The organism is Staphylococcus gallinarum (genome assembly GCF_029774255.1).
Lineage (GTDB): Bacteria > Bacillota > Bacilli > Staphylococcales > Staphylococcaceae > Staphylococcus > Staphylococcus gallinarum.
Genome location: NZ_CP069082.1, coordinates 994,399 through 1,009,198, shown reverse-complemented (window position 1 = coordinate 1,009,198; position 14,800 = coordinate 994,399). Strand labels below are relative to the sequence as shown.

At 31.2% G+C, this 14,800-nt stretch carries 18 protein-coding genes; 6 read left to right on the top strand and 12 right to left on the bottom strand.

Going from position 1 to position 14,800, the window contains the following annotated elements; genetic code table 11:
• Window positions 1-5 precede the first annotated feature (5 nt).
• The gene (locus JN168_RS04580) at window positions 6-935 is read left to right on the top strand and encodes a manganese-dependent inorganic pyrophosphatase (RefSeq protein ID WP_042739378.1); all 930 of its coding nucleotides are present in this window, start codon (window positions 6-8) and stop codon (window positions 933-935) included.
• Window positions 936-1,076: 141 nt separating this feature from the next.
• Window positions 1,077-2,456: an aldehyde dehydrogenase gene (locus JN168_RS04575; RefSeq protein WP_229366873.1), complete on the top strand. Its 1,380-nt coding sequence runs from the start codon at window positions 1,077-1,079 to the stop codon at window positions 2,454-2,456.
• Window positions 2,457-2,817: 361 nt separating this feature from the next.
• Here the strand turns inward: JN168_RS04575 and pglS are convergent, their stop codons facing one another.
• Entirely contained in the window at window positions 2,818-3,855 is a 1,038-nt protein-coding gene (gene pglS, locus JN168_RS04570; protein ID WP_042739380.1) for a 6-phosphogluconolactonase, read from the bottom strand.
• 177 nt (window positions 3,856-4,032) lie between these two features.
• Between pglS and JN168_RS04565 the strand changes: the two genes are divergently transcribed.
• Window positions 4,033-4,458, top strand: coding sequence for a YolD-like family protein (locus JN168_RS04565; protein WP_107512688.1), 426 nt, complete (start codon window positions 4,033-4,035; stop codon window positions 4,456-4,458).
• Window positions 4,459-4,568: 110 nt separating this feature from the next.
• On the opposite strand, the gene JN168_RS04560 is transcribed toward JN168_RS04565, so the two are convergent.
• Window positions 4,569-4,739, bottom strand: coding sequence for a hypothetical protein (locus JN168_RS04560; protein ID WP_107512689.1), 171 nt, complete (start codon window positions 4,737-4,739; stop codon window positions 4,569-4,571).
• 454 nt (window positions 4,740-5,193) lie between these two features.
• Here JN168_RS04560 and JN168_RS04555 point away from each other — a divergent pair, with 454 nt between their 5' ends.
• Entirely contained in the window at window positions 5,194-6,234 is a 1,041-nt protein-coding gene (locus JN168_RS04555) for a C45 family autoproteolytic acyltransferase/hydrolase (protein ID WP_229366872.1), read from the top strand.
• Between the two features lie 61 nt (window positions 6,235-6,295).
• Here JN168_RS04555 and JN168_RS04550 read toward each other — a convergent pair whose 3' ends face one another.
• From JN168_RS04550 to JN168_RS04540, 3 genes are all read right to left on the bottom strand, one after another.
• Window positions 6,296-7,147: a DUF4097 family beta strand repeat-containing protein gene (locus JN168_RS04550; RefSeq protein WP_042739381.1), complete on the bottom strand. Its 852-nt coding sequence runs from the start codon at window positions 7,145-7,147 to the stop codon at window positions 6,296-6,298.
• Entirely contained in the window at window positions 7,144-7,704 is a 561-nt protein-coding gene (locus JN168_RS04545) for an HAAS signaling domain-containing protein (RefSeq protein ID WP_042739429.1), read from the bottom strand. Before JN168_RS04545 ends, JN168_RS04550 begins: the two co-directional genes overlap by 4 nt.
• Window positions 7,705-7,796: 92 nt before the next feature.
• Window positions 7,797-8,291: a hypothetical protein gene (locus JN168_RS04540; RefSeq protein ID WP_042739382.1), complete on the bottom strand. Its 495-nt coding sequence runs from the start codon at window positions 8,289-8,291 to the stop codon at window positions 7,797-7,799.
• A gap of 166 nt (window positions 8,292-8,457) precedes the next feature.
• Here JN168_RS04540 and JN168_RS04535 point away from each other — a divergent pair, with 166 nt between their 5' ends.
• Window positions 8,458-9,018 carry a thioredoxin family protein gene (locus JN168_RS04535; protein ID WP_279526205.1) on the top strand — a complete coding sequence of 187 codons (561 nt, stop codon included), beginning with the start codon at window positions 8,458-8,460 and terminating at the stop codon, window positions 9,016-9,018.
• A gap of 74 nt (window positions 9,019-9,092) precedes the next feature.
• Here the strand turns inward: JN168_RS04535 and pmtD are convergent, their stop codons facing one another.
• The 7 genes from pmtD to JN168_RS04500 all read right to left on the bottom strand — a co-directional run bounded on the left by pmtD (window position 9,093) and on the right by JN168_RS04500 (window position 13,311).
• Window positions 9,093-9,821: a phenol-soluble modulin export ABC transporter permease subunit PmtD gene (pmtD, locus tag JN168_RS04530; RefSeq protein WP_042739384.1), complete on the bottom strand. Its 729-nt coding sequence runs from the start codon at window positions 9,819-9,821 to the stop codon at window positions 9,093-9,095.
• Window positions 9,821-10,693 carry a phenol-soluble modulin export ABC transporter ATP-binding protein PmtC gene (gene pmtC, locus JN168_RS04525; protein WP_107590076.1) on the bottom strand — a complete coding sequence of 291 codons (873 nt, stop codon included), beginning with the start codon at window positions 10,691-10,693 and terminating at the stop codon, window positions 9,821-9,823. The genes pmtD and pmtC overlap by 1 nt, the downstream gene beginning before the upstream one ends.
• Window positions 10,693-11,376 (bottom strand): phenol-soluble modulin export ABC transporter permease subunit PmtB, encoded by a 684-nt coding sequence (gene pmtB, locus JN168_RS04520; protein ID WP_042739386.1) that lies wholly within the window; start codon window positions 11,374-11,376, stop codon window positions 10,693-10,695. Before pmtB ends, pmtC begins: the two co-directional genes overlap by 1 nt.
• Before the next feature lie 12 nt (window positions 11,377-11,388).
• Window positions 11,389-12,276 (bottom strand): phenol-soluble modulin export ABC transporter ATP-binding protein PmtA, encoded by an 888-nt coding sequence (gene pmtA / locus JN168_RS04515; protein WP_042739387.1) that lies wholly within the window; start codon window positions 12,274-12,276, stop codon window positions 11,389-11,391.
• The gene (pmtR, locus tag JN168_RS04510) at window positions 12,273-12,653 is read right to left on the bottom strand and encodes a PSM export ABC transporter transcriptional regulator PmtR (RefSeq protein WP_042739388.1); all 381 of its coding nucleotides are present in this window, start codon (window positions 12,651-12,653) and stop codon (window positions 12,273-12,275) included. The genes pmtA and pmtR overlap by 4 nt, the downstream gene beginning before the upstream one ends.
• 151 nt (window positions 12,654-12,804) lie before the next feature.
• On the bottom strand, window positions 12,805-12,993 hold the full coding sequence (locus JN168_RS04505) for an SE1626 family protein (RefSeq protein ID WP_279526204.1): 189 nt from the start codon (window positions 12,991-12,993) through the stop codon (window positions 12,805-12,807).
• A 222-nt stretch (window positions 12,994-13,215) separates the two neighbouring features.
• Complete coding sequence (locus JN168_RS04500) at window positions 13,216-13,311, bottom strand: Trp-rich small protein (protein WP_229367409.1); 96 nt, start codon at window positions 13,309-13,311, stop codon at window positions 13,216-13,218.
• A gap of 197 nt (window positions 13,312-13,508) precedes the next feature.
• Here JN168_RS04500 and JN168_RS04495 point away from each other — a divergent pair, with 197 nt between their 5' ends.
• On the top strand, window positions 13,509-14,798 hold the full coding sequence (locus JN168_RS04495) for an aminotransferase class I/II-fold pyridoxal phosphate-dependent enzyme (RefSeq protein ID WP_229366869.1): 1,290 nt from the start codon (window positions 13,509-13,511) through the stop codon (window positions 14,796-14,798).
• Window positions 14,799-14,800 lie beyond the last annotated feature (2 nt).

The following is a 14,800-nucleotide window of genomic DNA, read 5'->3' as shown; positions in this document are numbered from 1 at the left end:
TAAACATGGCAAAAACATATATTTTCGGTCATAAAAACCCAGACACTGATGCAATTTCATCAGCAATTATTATGGCAGACTTTGAACAACAAACTGGTAATACTGAAGCTACACCTTATCGTTTAGGTGACGTTAATGCTGAAACGCAATATGCTTTAGATCACTTTAAAGTAGACGCACCTGAATTATTAAATGATAATTTAGCTGATCAAGAAGTTATCTTAGTCGATCACAACGAATTCCAACAAAGTGCAGATTCAATTGCAGATGCACAAGTGAAGCATGTTGTAGATCATCACAGAATCGCTAACTTTGAAACAGCAGCACCATTGTATTACCGTGCTGAACCTGTAGGCTGTACTGCTACGATTTTATATAAAATGTATCAAGAGCGTGGTTTTGAAATCAAACCACATATTGCAGGATTAATGGTTTCAGCTATTATTTCTGACAGTTTACTATTTAAATCACCTACATGTACTGAAGAAGATGTTAATGCTGCAGAAGCATTAAAAGCGATTGCTGACGTAGACTTAGAATCTTATGGTCTAGAAATGCTTAAAGCTGGGGCTTCAACTTCAGATAAATCTGCAACAGACTTATTAACTGCAGATGCAAAATCATTCAACATGGGTGACTATACTACACGCATCGCTCAAGTTAACACTGTAGATATAGATGAAGTGTTCGAACGTCAAGATGAATTAGAAAAAGCTATGTTAGAAGCAAGTGCAAATGAAAAATATGATTTATTTGTTCTTGTCATCACTGATATTATTAACAGTGATTCAAAAATCCTTGTTGTTGGTGCTGAAAAAGACCAAGTTGGCGTTGCATTTGATGTTAAACTTGAAAATGGTACTGCATTCTTACCAGGTGTTGTATCTCGTAAGAAACAAGTTGTTCCTCAAATTACAGAAACTTTAACTAAATAGTTTAATACGTTATATTATTTATAAATTAGCAATTATTGTTGTTATATTATCAATATAGTAATCCTGGAACATATTTAAATATGTTCCAGTTTTTTATCCAAGTATACTTATCTAGTACTTGTCAGATTAGGAGGATTCCATTTGAATGTGATAGAACAGACTTTCCATAATAGTAAAAAATATTTTGATACTCACGAAACCAAAGATATTAAATTTAGAAGAAAGCAGCTCAAGCTGTTAAGTAAAAGTATACGTAATCATGAAGATGAATTACTCGACGCTTTTCAGAAAGATTTAGGAAAAAACAAAGTAGAGACTTATGCCTCAGAAATTGGTTTCACTTTAAAAAATATTAAAACTGCACGTAAAGAACTTAAAAATTGGGCGAAACCAAAGCAAGTCAACACCCCTATCTTTATGTTTCCAACCAAAAGTTATATTATGAAAGAGCCTTATGGAACAGTATTAATCATTGGTCCGTTTAACTATCCTTTTCAACTATTGATCGAACCTTTAATCGGGGCAATTGCTGCTGGGAATACTGTCATATTGAAACCTTCTGAATATACACCAACTGTTTCAACAGTCATTCAAAGGATTATTGAAGAAGTATTCGATGCTGAATACGTAAGTATTTGTCAAGGCAACAGCGAAGTCACACAACAACTACTTGAATTGCCTTTTGATTATATCTTCTTTACTGGTAGCGAAAAGGTTGGCCGTATAGTCTATCAGGCAGCAAGTTCACATTTAACACCTGTCACGTTAGAATTAGGTGGTAAATCACCTGTTATTGTAGACGAGACAGCAAATATTAAAGTTGCCAGTGAACGTATTTGCTTTGGTAAATTTGCTAATGCTGGTCAAACGTGTGTCGCACCAGATTATATTTTAGTTCATCGTAAAGTTCAAGATGCGCTTATCACTGCACTTAAACAAACGATCACTGAATTCTACGGCAAATCAATACAACAAAGTCCTGATTTTGGACGAATTGTTAATTCGAAGCACTTCAATCGTTTGCATGATTTACTTACCATTCATCAGCAAGATATTATCTTTGGTGGTCAAACAGACGCGGATGAATGTTATGTTTCACCGACACTTTTACAAGGCATTACCTTTGATTCCAAAATTATGGAGGATGAAATTTTCGGCCCACTACTTCCTATTATCACTTATGATGATTTTGACGAAGCCGTTTCATTAATCCGTTCTAAACCTAAACCATTAAGTTTGTATTTATTTAGCGAAGATGAAAATGCTACTGAACGTGTATTAAAGGAAATTTCTTTCGGTGGTGGTGCTATCAACGATACTGTGATGCAACTTGCCAATCCTAATTTACCATTTGGCGGAGTTGGCGCTTCTGGTATTGGTCAATATCACGGCAAATATAGTTTCAATACCTTTAGTCATGATAAATCTTATATTTTCAAATCAACAAGATTAGAATCAAGCTTATTCTTCCCACCATATAAAGGGAAATTCAAATATATAAAAACGTTTTTTAATAATTAACAAGTTCTGAGTATAACAATACCAAATTATATGTTAGTTGAGCATTGTTATATCATAATATAAGGTACTTCGTTCATTTAGTAATTATTTATTAAATGGGACGATGTGCCTTATTTTTTACATTGATACGCTTTTTATAAAGACATTTAAGATAGCATGGCGCGAGTCTATACCATGTCTCAATGCAATACTTAAATCATCGAACAATTACAATACGAGAAATCATCAAAATAAAAAGTCAGTAAATGAATTTTCTGATACGTGTTCTTCAAGGTGGTATTTTAAAAAATGAAACCTTAAAGGATACGTACTACTCATTTACTGACTTTTTCAGAATTTTTATATCAAACACGTTTGACTATCACTGTAAAAATTGTACACATACACCTTCAGGCGCTTGTTGTTGATGATCGACTTGAGTTAATTCTCCTGTCACTTTATTACGCTTAAACACAGTTAATGCGTAATCACCTTCTTGATGTGCACAAACTAGGTATTCATCTGAATTTGTAATATTAAAATCTCGTGGGAATTCTCCACCACTTGACACAATATCTACAAATGAAATCGAAGAACCTTTTTCTCCTATTTTAAAGATGGCAATACTATCATGACCTCTATTACTAATATAAATAAATTTTTGGTCATTCGATAATCGAATACCTGCAAGTTTAGTTTCGCCTTCGAATGTAGCAGGTATTGTTGAGTGACGCTCTATTTCAGTAAATTTACCATCGTTATATGCAACAGTGCTTACCATATTAGAAATTTCATGTACTATATATGCATGCTTACCATCTTCATGGAATGCGATATGTCTTGGACCATCACCTGGCTCAAAATCACTAACAGCATATACTTTTAGACCTTCATCTCCATATTCATAAGTCACGACTTTATCTGTTCCTAAGTCTGCCGCCACAACATATTTTTCATCAGGCGTTGTCTTTAGAAAATGTACATGCGAGCTTTCTTGTCGTTCGTCTGGACCAGTAGGATAATCATGAGCTAACTCTTGTATTAAGCGTATGATTTCACCTGTTTCAGGATTCGCCTCATATATTCTAGCTAAGCCTGCACCATATACGGATTCAAAGATATACTTACCATCTGGTGAAATATCTACATAACAACCAGTTCCCTCTGTCGATGCTAAACATTTATTAATTAATTTTAGTTCCCCATTTTCTAAAATCTCTAAGCTAGCTATGCCACAATTTTCACCTTCACGATTAATAGCATATAAGAACTTATTATGTTGATTCACGTAAGTAGATGCTTCTAATTCAAATCCAGTGTCTACTTCTGTGACTTTTCCTGTTTGTTCATCTAATTCAAAGCGATATATACCTTTACCTTCTTTTTTAGTATATGTGCCTATGTAACCAATCGTCCTCATGTAAACCCCTCCATTTTCATATATCTTTATTCTAATAAATATCTACATAATAAACAATCAATTGAAAATATATTCTTTATAAATACTATGTTATTGACATTTTCAGAACATTTCTTCTGTTAAAATATCACTTGCCAAAAACGAACATATGTTCTATTATTGTGGTGAGGTGATTTTATGATTCCTAAAGAATACCAAGATGAAACGGATTATAGAAAGATTCCTAGAGAGTTTCTCAATCCAAATATTCCCCAAGGACGAGGCATGGTAAAATGGGCGCCGTTTGCCACATTGCCAGAACAATTCGAGTCGATTCAACAATATATTATAGATCAAAATAAAATCGACCGTCCCTTGTTATCAGATGATCAATTAAACGAATTGAACAGCCAACTACATCAAGCATTACATAGAGACATTCCTGTCTCAATAGAATACTTCCAAGATGGTTGGTTAGAAACCGTTGAGCTACGAATCAAGCGTATCAATTTATTACAAATGAACTTGGAGGGTGAGATTACAAATTCAACACGCACGATGACATTATCTTTATTAGACATCACCAAGATACTCACCACTGATAATCGTACATCAATTGAATAGGTTATCTTGGCAGTAATTAACTGCTAAGATAGCTACTATTTACTCCCTTTGATTCGCAATTTTCAAATTCGCATAAAAAAATAGAACACTTAACGTGTTCTATCAATAAATTAATTATTTGTTTCGATATCTGAAACGATTTCTTTAGTTTTACTTTCGATTTCTTCAAAATCTTTTTTGAAGATATAGGCGAATGCTACAGCACCAACGCCAGCGATTAATGAAACGGTAAAGATTGTACCGAAAACAAATTTAAATAAACCTTTAATAAAATTCCACATTATTCTGTTCACCTCAATAATTTATTAACAATGTCTATACCTAATGATAGCACAATTAAAAGCATCAATAAATATATACCCACTTTTATAGCTTTTATTCTACAAAATTCTAAAGTAATTTTATGTTATTGATGTATAAATGCATCCATGCTTCCATTAAATTTCTCACAACTATATAAGCACAATGTATATAGAATATCAAAATAAAAAAGACTAATAGCAATTGTATTAGCCTTTAATATAGTTAATTTAATTATTCCACCAAGTTGATACGGCGTCTTTAAATGAATCATAGTAGTTTGACATTATAATCACCTCATTAAACTAATTTTATTAGTTATTCGCTGATGTTATTATTATAATAACTATTCTACTTACATAATACAATTAATATGAAGTTACAAAAGAATTACAGTTCTGTAAGTTAATATATAATAAATTAGGAGTTTTGTTTATGCAAAATGTAAAATCAGATATTTTCACGCATCGCGGTTCTCACTTTGATTTAGGTATAGAGACTGCTAAATGGATGCAACAAACCCCACTATTGAAAAACAGAGAAAAAGAATGGAAAAAGCGTGTTCCACGTTTTGACATACATATAAAGGAAACATATGATATATTCCAAGTCTATGCACCACAAATATGGGAAGAGATTAATGGCATGCAAGAAGTATTAAATATCCCAACTAGCCAAATGATATTAAATTTTGCTCATTACCGCTTCACACCACTTAAGAATAGTGGCTGCACAGTGTTTCTAGGCAATGATTATATGGTTAGAAATTATGATTATCACCCTGCTACATATGACGGACGTTATTTATTGTTCCAACCAAATGATGGTGGACTAGCACATGTTGCCCCTACATCTAGAGTAACAGGTAGAATGGATGGTATGAATGAGGCCGGCCTAGCTATGGGTTATAATTTCATGCATAGAAAGCATCCAGGAAACGGATTTGTATGCTATATGATTGGTAGATTAATACTTCAATACTGTAAAGATGTTCCCGAAGCAATAAAATTACTAGAAGAAATACCTCACCGAAGTTCTTTCAGTTATATTGTTATGGATAAGCATTTAAATCATGCAATCATTGAAGTTTCACCACGTTCCATCGAGGTTCGCTATGATCGAACATGTACCAATCATTTTAAATTATTAACACATGAGAATAGAAATTACACCAAAGAATCGAAGGAGCGACTGTCGAGATTGTTAAAAAAAACACCACAACATCTTGATAAAATGGACGCATTCCAGATGTTCAATGATCCAAAATTTGAAATTTATAGTAAATTATTTAAAAGTTGGTCAGGGACGATACACACAAGTATGTATGAGCCCCAGTCACTAACAGCTTATATTGCTTTAGGTGAAAATCAATCTCCACTTAAAGTCGACTTTTCAAAATGGTTAACTGGATCATCATTAAATGAAACACAAATCACTGGAAAAATTGATACTGATTTAACATTTGCCACTGAATAAATTATAAAAAGAACCGACAATAACACAAAATGTTAAACTCGGTTCTTTCATTTACGCTCTATTAATCTATATGAATATCACCATGATTGGTATAAAATTCCAAGACATTTTGTCCATCTCCAACTTTACCATCGATAAACATTTTATTGTTTACATGCGCATTGCCATTTTCGGGATTTAACTTTAACAACGTATTGTTCGGTTCTTTGTTATATCTCATGTGTATATTACCGTGTTGTGTAGAGGCTTTAAAATCAGATTTTACATCCATTTTATTCAACTCAATATTCCCTTTGTTCGCAAGCAATACTGAAGATTCAATTAAGGAATCATTAACTATGATGCTTTCATTTTTCGATTTAATATTTGCATGCTTTATATCACTTTTAGTTAAGTGAATTGGAGAATTAGTCCCTCTATAAAACATATCATTTATCGTCGAATTTTTTACTGTAATACGCGCACCGCCAGTGTCATTAAATAAAATTTTTGCTGATTTAATATCCACATTATTTATGGTAGTCGCATTTGTTTCGCATGATAGTGTTAACTTATCTAATTGTTTATCTGGAACTATTATTGTCATCTGGTCATTTACTCGTCTAAATGGGTTAAAATTCAAACCATAATGATCTTCACTATTACTATTTTCTTGAATGCTTAATTCTTGATTAGAGTCATCAATGTTCAACCTTTTCTTACCACTATATTTAACTGCAAATTGTTTACCTCGTTTGATGTTAATCGAACTATTTTGACTATCTAACTTAAGACTATTTATCTTTTTAGAATCAAAGGTTTTATTTACAGAATTAAGTTTATTATTTTGTTGCTCAAATCCAAACCAAGTCAAGCAGCCTAAGAGGAAGCATACTATAAATAAGATTAATCCACTTATGAATAACTTCTTCATTCAACTGCACTCCCTCTAATCGTTTTGATATTCCAACGTAAATACTTCAAAATTAAACGATATACAAATTGAGCTAATTTAGCAATTGCAACGAAAAGTACAATGCCTAAGCCAGTATATGATATTGCAAACAAGTAATTGCTAACCGCAAAGCTGATATTATGATTAAATATACCATTGATAATCAGTAACACTGGACTAAGTGTAAAGAATAGAGAACATAATAATAAGATAACCATAAAGAAACCTACAAATATCATTGGAATCAAGATAATCACTACAGACAAGATACCCATGCCCAATGATGCCATAATCGCACGAACAATGGTTCTTACATTCGGTTTATATTCAGCTGAGGCTATAGCACTCTTCGCCATAATCTCTTTACCAATTTTCTTCGGTGATTCTAATGCACCAATAATTTGGTACTCATTTCTACCTTCACTTTCTTGCTCGAAAAAGTAATCCTCATATTCATACATTACTTTATCTCTTTCACTTCTTGGTAAATTATCTAACTCTTGTTCTAATTCATTTAAAAAAGTGATTTTATCCAAAATATCTACCGCCATTCAAGTATAGAATTCAATCCACTTTATATGTTCAAATAGAAAAATGACATACCTGTTGGCAATGTCATTTTAAATTGTTATTTATTATGAATTTCAATCTTTTTTATTTTATTATTCTTATGTACAACAAACAACTTTATTTTATGTTTTTTATCAATAAAAATCAAAGACTTAAATCCATTATGTAGTGATTTTTCTCTATAATTTGCATTTAAACTCGCCTTCACTTTTGAAATATCGTCACCGATTTTCCAACCATAATTTGTCTGTAGACTATCGTCATTTAATAACGACATCCCAACAATTTGATTACTACGCTTATTTACTAATACTATAAATTCAGGATGATCAACCATTGAATAAACATAAACCTTCTTTAATAAAACATCATCATCTAATTCAAATTTATGCTTATTCATTTTTGAACCAATCTTAAATTTATCAATTTTAAAGTTACTCAAATTAGTATTAGTATGTAACCTATTATGATTGACGAATATCACTACGGTGCCAATAGTAATAAGTATGAAAACAACTGTAATTATCCATTTAACATTTTTCAATAACTTCATTTTGTCACCACATTCCATATCACTTAATTAATATAGCATAGGAATTTCATACTTTCATCCATAAACTATACTTTTTAAAACATATTACTTTTATAAGTATTAAAAATTTTCTTTCATTTATATTTATTGATATAATAATACCTAATAAACTAAAGGGGGAAGTACTATGACAAGTTTAGAAACGTATTTCAACAACAGTCAACCACTTGATCAGTATATTGCAGCAATGACAGAAAACAAAGAGAATTTAGAGTCAATATATCATTCATTCTCTTTACCAAATAATGATCAAAGACTAGATCAACTTAAAACATCAAACTACAGCAAAGTCTTGGTAATTTCAGAAGATTGGTGTGGCGATGCTATGATGAACATTCCAATTTTAAAACATATCAGTGAAGCACTAAACTTGGAAGTTCGTGTCTTCCATCGTGATGAAAATACTGATTTAATAGATCAATATCTAACAAATGGAACTGCTAGGTCCATTCCAATTTTTGTCTTTTTAAATGATAATTTTGAACAAGTTTCAGTGTGGGGTCCACGTGCTAAACAAGTACAGCATTTTGTAGACAAAACACGTGCAAAGTTACCAGCTAAAGATGATCCTACATATGAAGATAAATCTGCAGAAACACATGTAATTATTAGTAACCGCTATAAGACAGATTCTCAAATGTGGAAACATGTTTATGATTCAATTTTAGACAAACTTATCACAATATAAAAAAAGAGACGTATGAATAGGTTTTCTAACCGTTGATTCATACGTCTCTTTTTATTGTGAAATTCGGTTAAATCTTATATATCTTTTCTAGTTGCATAAAATAAATTGACGATAAATAACACAACTATAGATGCTGATGAAATGAACCATTGCCAATGCGTGAATGTATAATCACCTGATGTTGTTTTAGAAGTTAAATAGCTAAATGGTACATATTTTAATGAATCTTTAATGTCGTCCCCAATTTTAGGAATCATTGGTAAGAATGGTTCAGCAAATGGAACAATTAATACTAAAAAGATTCCTAATGTAAAGATTAATGCTGTTTTAGGAACGATTAATGAGAATAAATAAAGCAATAATCCATAGAATAAATGGAAAATAAAGAAAAACCATAAGAGTTCAAAGAATTTATCTGTTTTTACATTTTTACCATCTACAATACCTTGTACAATTAAGACAAATACAACCAGAGCGGCAGTTATCATAATTGAAATCAACAGTATAGAAATCACTTTGGCGATAACATAGCCAGCACGACTTGATTTCTTATTCATATATAATTGAATCGTACCTTGTGAGATATCTCTTGTGATTGTTTTAATAACAAACAGTAAACCCATTAATGAGAAGAACCAACTACCTGCCGATAGTAATGTATTACCATTCATTTGATCTGACTGTTGAACAAACAATACAGTAAACCCTATTAATGGAATAATAGTTAGCAGTAATGCTAAATAAGTCAAAGGACTTTTGAAAATACTATACATATCATATTTTACTAATTGTAAACTATTCATTATTTCCCGCCTTTCTGATTAATATTAAAGTAAGTATCACGTAAAGAACTCTTACGAGTTTCAATAAATTCTGGATAAATGCCGATTTCAGCTAATCCTTTTAATAGTGATTTGTAGTTCTTTTGAGCTTTCAATATTATTTCATTATTTTCTTTTAGTGATTGAATAACTTCATGATGTTCGTTTAAATGTGCTAATGTTTTATCAAATTCGTCTGTTGCTACAATAACCACTGTAGAATCAGTAGGTGCACCTGATTTCATATCTACATCTTGCACGAAATTACCATCTCTTAGAAATACTGCTCTGTCACAAATCAACTCAATATCTTCTAATTTATGGCTAGAAATTAATATTTTCATTTCCAATTCTTTTACTAATGATTGAATTGTTTTCAATACATCTATAGAACCATCTGGATCCATGCCATTAGTAGGTTCATCTAAAATAAGATACTTGGGTTTGTTCATTAATGAAACTGCTATTGCTAATTTTTGTTTCATTCCCATTGAATATTTTTTAACTTTTTTCTTAATATACGGTCTCATACCAAATGCATCGATAATATAATCTGTATATTTTTTGTCAAAACCTTTTCCTAAGACATGTGCAAATAATTTCAAATTATATAGTCCTGATTTATTATCATATAATTTAGGATGTTCAATTAGATAACCGATATTTTCTTTATTTCCTAATTTTACTTCACCTTTATAATTAATAATATTTCCATTCATTACTTTCATTAAAGTCGTTTTTCCGACACCATTTTTACCAATTAAACCTACAATTTGGCTATGGCCAAAATCAAAATCTATATGGTCCAGTACATTATTAGAACCATAGGTCTTAGTTATATCGTGTAATTGCATTAATTTGCCTCCTTTTGTTGGTTACTTATTTTTTTGTATTGTATAAAGTAGTTACTAATAAAGAAAATAATGCTAATAATTAAAAAACCATATTTATAGAGCAATTCTAAGTAATTCAAAAATATAGGTTGATGCCCTATCAAAGATTGTATGCCTACAGCAATGAGAATCATTAAAAATGGTATAAATAAAATCATTATCAATAAGTAAACTAAATATGAAATATTCTCAGATTTTTGTTCTAAATTTCTCTTAAATGCGATTGGTACAGCGAATAAATTAATCGCTATATAAGAAAATGGCAAGGTTATACTATACGAAATTCCCGTCTTAGAAACTGTTGAACTAGGAATATTATATAAAGATAAAATACCTGCACCGATTAAAGTAAATAATAAAATAGTAATATATGTTGAATCTAATAATGCTTTCTTAGACACTGGTAAACTACCAAAGAAGTCTAGTGATTGTTTGTGACCCAATCTACTGTGAAAGCGAAAGGCATGACCAGAATCTAACAATGAAACAAAAAGAATAATCATTGCAACAATAGATGAAAGTATTCTAATGATCAACAAGTCATTGTTAATCAGTAATTGAATTGGTGCAAAAATGAGCAAGAGACTATACAACACAATGGTTTTTTTACGTAATTTAAAGTTTCTAATAATTAAATTTTTCATCTAACGTCTCCTTCATTTATTCTCACTTTCATGTTCCACTGTTGTACTGTCACCTTTTTCCAAGTAAACCATTAATTCTTCTATCGTCGGCTTGGTAATTGCAACTTTATTACCAAATATTTCTTTGAAGACATTGGCTTGGTCTGTTAAGGCGACATATCCTGTTTTGTTTTTTTCATAGTAATGCATCAATCCAAACAACTCATCGTCTAGGTGTTCAGAATCACCTTTAACAACTTGATATTGATTCATAATTTGATCTAAATAATCATTCAATACAACTTTACCGTCTTTAAAGTAAATTAAGTAATCTGCAATTTTCTCTAGATCTGAAATGATATGTGTCGATAAAAAGACTGTTTTTTCTTCATTAATCAATTCTTGCTGTATTATATCTAGGACTTCGTTGCGTACGATTGGATCCAATCCAGAGGTCGGCTCATCTAAAATGAATAACTCAGCTTGATGACTGAAGGCAATCGCAATTGATAATTTCATCTTCATTCCAGTTGATAAAGTCTTAATCTTACTGTTATATGATAAATTGAATTTTCTTAAGTAGCTGTTAAATAACTCATGATTCCAATCGTCATAAAAAGGAGCTACAACCGATTCAACCTTATTAATAGTCCATTTTTCATTTAAATATAAATCCGAGTAAACGAAACCAATTTTATTTTTCAACGCCACAGCATGTTTGCGCATTGACTTATCAAACACAAAGATTTCTCCACTACTTGGCTCAATTAAATCCATTATCATTCTAATCATGGTCGTCTTCCCAACACCATTGGAGCCGATAAAGCCTGTTACATACCCTTTTGGAACTTGAAAGTTAATATCTTTTAATGCAAAGCCACCATATTCGTAATTAACGGCATTAACTTCTATTGCATTCATTCCTCGTCCTCCTCATATATCATTGCTAGGATATCTTGCAATTCAGAGAGAGACATACCAATCGTTTTAGCTTCTTTGCTAATTGACTTGGCTAAGGATTCAATCACAATAAATTGTTTTTCCTTCAATATCGAACTATCTTGTTCCTTTACAAAGGTGCCTTTTCCTCTAATAGTGAAGACGAATCCATCTTTCTCGAGATCTTCGTAAGCACGTTTGGTGGTAATTACACTAACACTTAAATCTTGTGCTAATTCACGCATTGAAGGTAAGTGTTCGCCGGGATCAACGTAGCCTTTTAAAATATTTTCTTTAATTTGCTGTTTAATTTGCTCATATATGGGGCTCTCACTATTATTTTTTAAAAGTATTTTCATTAACGTCCTCCCTTATCACTGTATATATACAATATACACAATATATCATTAGTTGTAAACATCTTTCTGTTAAATATGTGATTAATACATGGAAAAAGGCTTAATTGAGTATACAGTATATACACAGTTAAGCCTTGTAATTACTTATAAATTATTTTTTGTAGTGTTTATTTCGTTCTTTCCTATTATTATTTCGATTAATAAACGCGCAAATCATAAACATTATTGCAGCTATTAATAATTTAATACCAGATGATTCATTACCATTCGCCTGTAAATAATATCCTACAATAAATGAAATAATTGCTAAGCACACAAAAACTTTAGTTAAATGTCTCACCTAATCACCCCGAACATCGTAATTATAGCAAACAATAATTTAATTTTCTAAATATACTATTAAATTTATTAGTATATGAACAGTTCTAATTCTATTATATACAATAAAATATAATGTTTGCAGAGTTATATCATTGATGATAAAATTGTAAATGTATCCACGAATTATACTACACAACCCCAAGTCTGGTGTCGCAGACTTGGGGTTTTTGTGTAGGGCCACCTATTTGTCTTTCCAATTATTTTCTAACCAAACACGGAAAATAACAAGTAAGCAACCCGTTATTAGCGTTCCTATAATTTCTTGCCACCACGATATCATACTACACCTCCCACAGTAAAAAGTGCCATGTGGAATTTGATGGCCTGTTCTTATTTTAACATAAATAGAACATATGTTCGATAAAGGTGTCAGTTTTTTTATAAATTTTATTTAAAATGTGGTCAGGACTTTAATTTTAAATGATTTCAAGATAATATAGGAAGTAACAATATGTAAAGAGAGGTAGACCATCCATGAATCCATTAGCTTTAGATTTAAATGAACAATTGTCTAAATCAAATCCAGAAATTGCAGATATGCTTTCAGATTTAGGTAAATTAATGTATTATCCGAAAGGTATTTTATCTCAATCTGCTGAAGCCAAAGCTACAAAATATAATGCCACAATTGGTATGGCAACTTATAGCAATAAAAAGATGTACGCAGACACTTTAAATAACGTTTTTGGCGAATTAGAACCTGATGAAATTTTCCCTTACTCACCTCCTCAAGGTATCGAACCCTTACGTGATTTATGGCAAGAAAAAATGTTGAAAGAAAATCCAGATTTAAATAAAACGGATATGACTAGACCTATTATCACAAATGCATTGACTCATGGTTTATCATTAGTTGGCGATATGTTTGTAAACAGTGGTGATACAATATTATTGCCTACACATAACTGGGGTAACTACAAACTTGTTTATAGTACAAGACATAGTGCTGTTTTCGAAACGTATGATATTTTTGATGAAAATGGTAATTACACTACAGATGCTTTAGTGAATACTTTAGCGAATTATAATAAAGATAAAGTAGTACTTATATTAAATTATCCAAACAACCCAACAGGTTACACACCTACTAAAGATCAAGTTAATCAAATCGTGACAGCTATCAAAGACTTAGCAGAACGAGGTACTAATGTCATCGCTCTTGTTGATGATGCATATTACGGATTATTCTATGAAGATGTCTATACTCAATCTTTATTTACTGCATTAACAAACTTACAGTTAAAAAATCTACTTCCTATACGTTTAGACGGTGCAACTAAAGAATTTTTTGCTTGGGGCTTAAGAGTTGGTTTCATTACATTTGGTGTAAATGATGAAACAGCAAAATCTGTATTAGAAGCAAAGGTTAAAGGTATGATTAGAAGTAATATTTCTAGTGGTCCTATGCCTTCCCAAAGTGCAGTGAAATACGTGTTAGAACATAATGAAACGTTCGACCAAGAAATTCAACACAATATCGATACGTTACAAGCACGCTATGAAGTCACTAAAGATGTCGTTTATGATGAAAAATATAAACCATACTGGCAACCATATGAATTTAATTCAGGTTACTTCATGGCTGTACAAGTCAAAGGTGTAGATCCTGAGACATTACGCACACATTTAATTGAAAATTATTCAATCGGTATTATCGCTTTAAATAAGACAGATATCAGAATTGCCTTTAGTTGTGTAGAAAAAGAAGACATACCGCATGTATTTGATTCTATCGCAAAAGCAATTGCAGAATTACAAAATTAATT

What these genes read in the sequence shown, in the direction of transcription:
- pmtB (WP_042739386.1), bottom strand. Translation starts at nt 11,376, where the DNA reads ATGAAAAATTTAATTATTAGAAACTTTAAATTACGTAAAAAAACCATT.
- pmtA (WP_042739387.1), bottom strand. Translation starts at nt 12,276, where the DNA reads ATGAATGCAATAGAAGTTAATGCCGTTAATTACGAATATGGTGGCTTT.
- pmtC (WP_107590076.1), bottom strand. Translation starts at nt 10,693, where the DNA reads ATGCAATTACACGATATAACTAAGACCTATGGTTCTAATAATGTACTG.
- JN168_RS04555 (WP_229366872.1), top strand. Translation starts at nt 5,194, where the DNA reads ATGCAAAATGTAAAATCAGATATTTTCACGCATCGCGGTTCTCACTTT.
- JN168_RS04535 (WP_279526205.1), top strand. Translation starts at nt 8,458, where the DNA reads ATGACAAGTTTAGAAACGTATTTCAACAACAGTCAACCACTTGATCAG.
- JN168_RS04565 (WP_107512688.1), top strand. Translation starts at nt 4,033, where the DNA reads ATGATTCCTAAAGAATACCAAGATGAAACGGATTATAGAAAGATTCCT.
- JN168_RS04550 (WP_042739381.1), bottom strand. Translation starts at nt 7,147, where the DNA reads ATGAAGAAGTTATTCATAAGTGGATTAATCTTATTTATAGTATGCTTC.
- JN168_RS04580 (WP_042739378.1), top strand. Translation starts at nt 6, where the DNA reads ATGGCAAAAACATATATTTTCGGTCATAAAAACCCAGACACTGATGCA.
- pglS (WP_042739380.1), bottom strand. Translation starts at nt 3,855, where the DNA reads ATGAGGACGATTGGTTACATAGGCACATATACTAAAAAAGAAGGTAAA.
- JN168_RS04560 (WP_107512689.1), bottom strand. Translation starts at nt 4,739, where the DNA reads ATGTGGAATTTTATTAAAGGTTTATTTAAATTTGTTTTCGGTACAATC.
- pmtR (WP_042739388.1), bottom strand. Translation starts at nt 12,653, where the DNA reads ATGAAAATACTTTTAAAAAATAATAGTGAGAGCCCCATATATGAGCAA.
- pmtD (WP_042739384.1), bottom strand. Translation starts at nt 9,821, where the DNA reads ATGAATAGTTTACAATTAGTAAAATATGATATGTATAGTATTTTCAAA.
- JN168_RS04540 (WP_042739382.1), bottom strand. Translation starts at nt 8,291, where the DNA reads ATGAAGTTATTGAAAAATGTTAAATGGATAATTACAGTTGTTTTCATA.
- JN168_RS04495 (WP_229366869.1), top strand. Translation starts at nt 13,509, where the DNA reads ATGAATCCATTAGCTTTAGATTTAAATGAACAATTGTCTAAATCAAAT.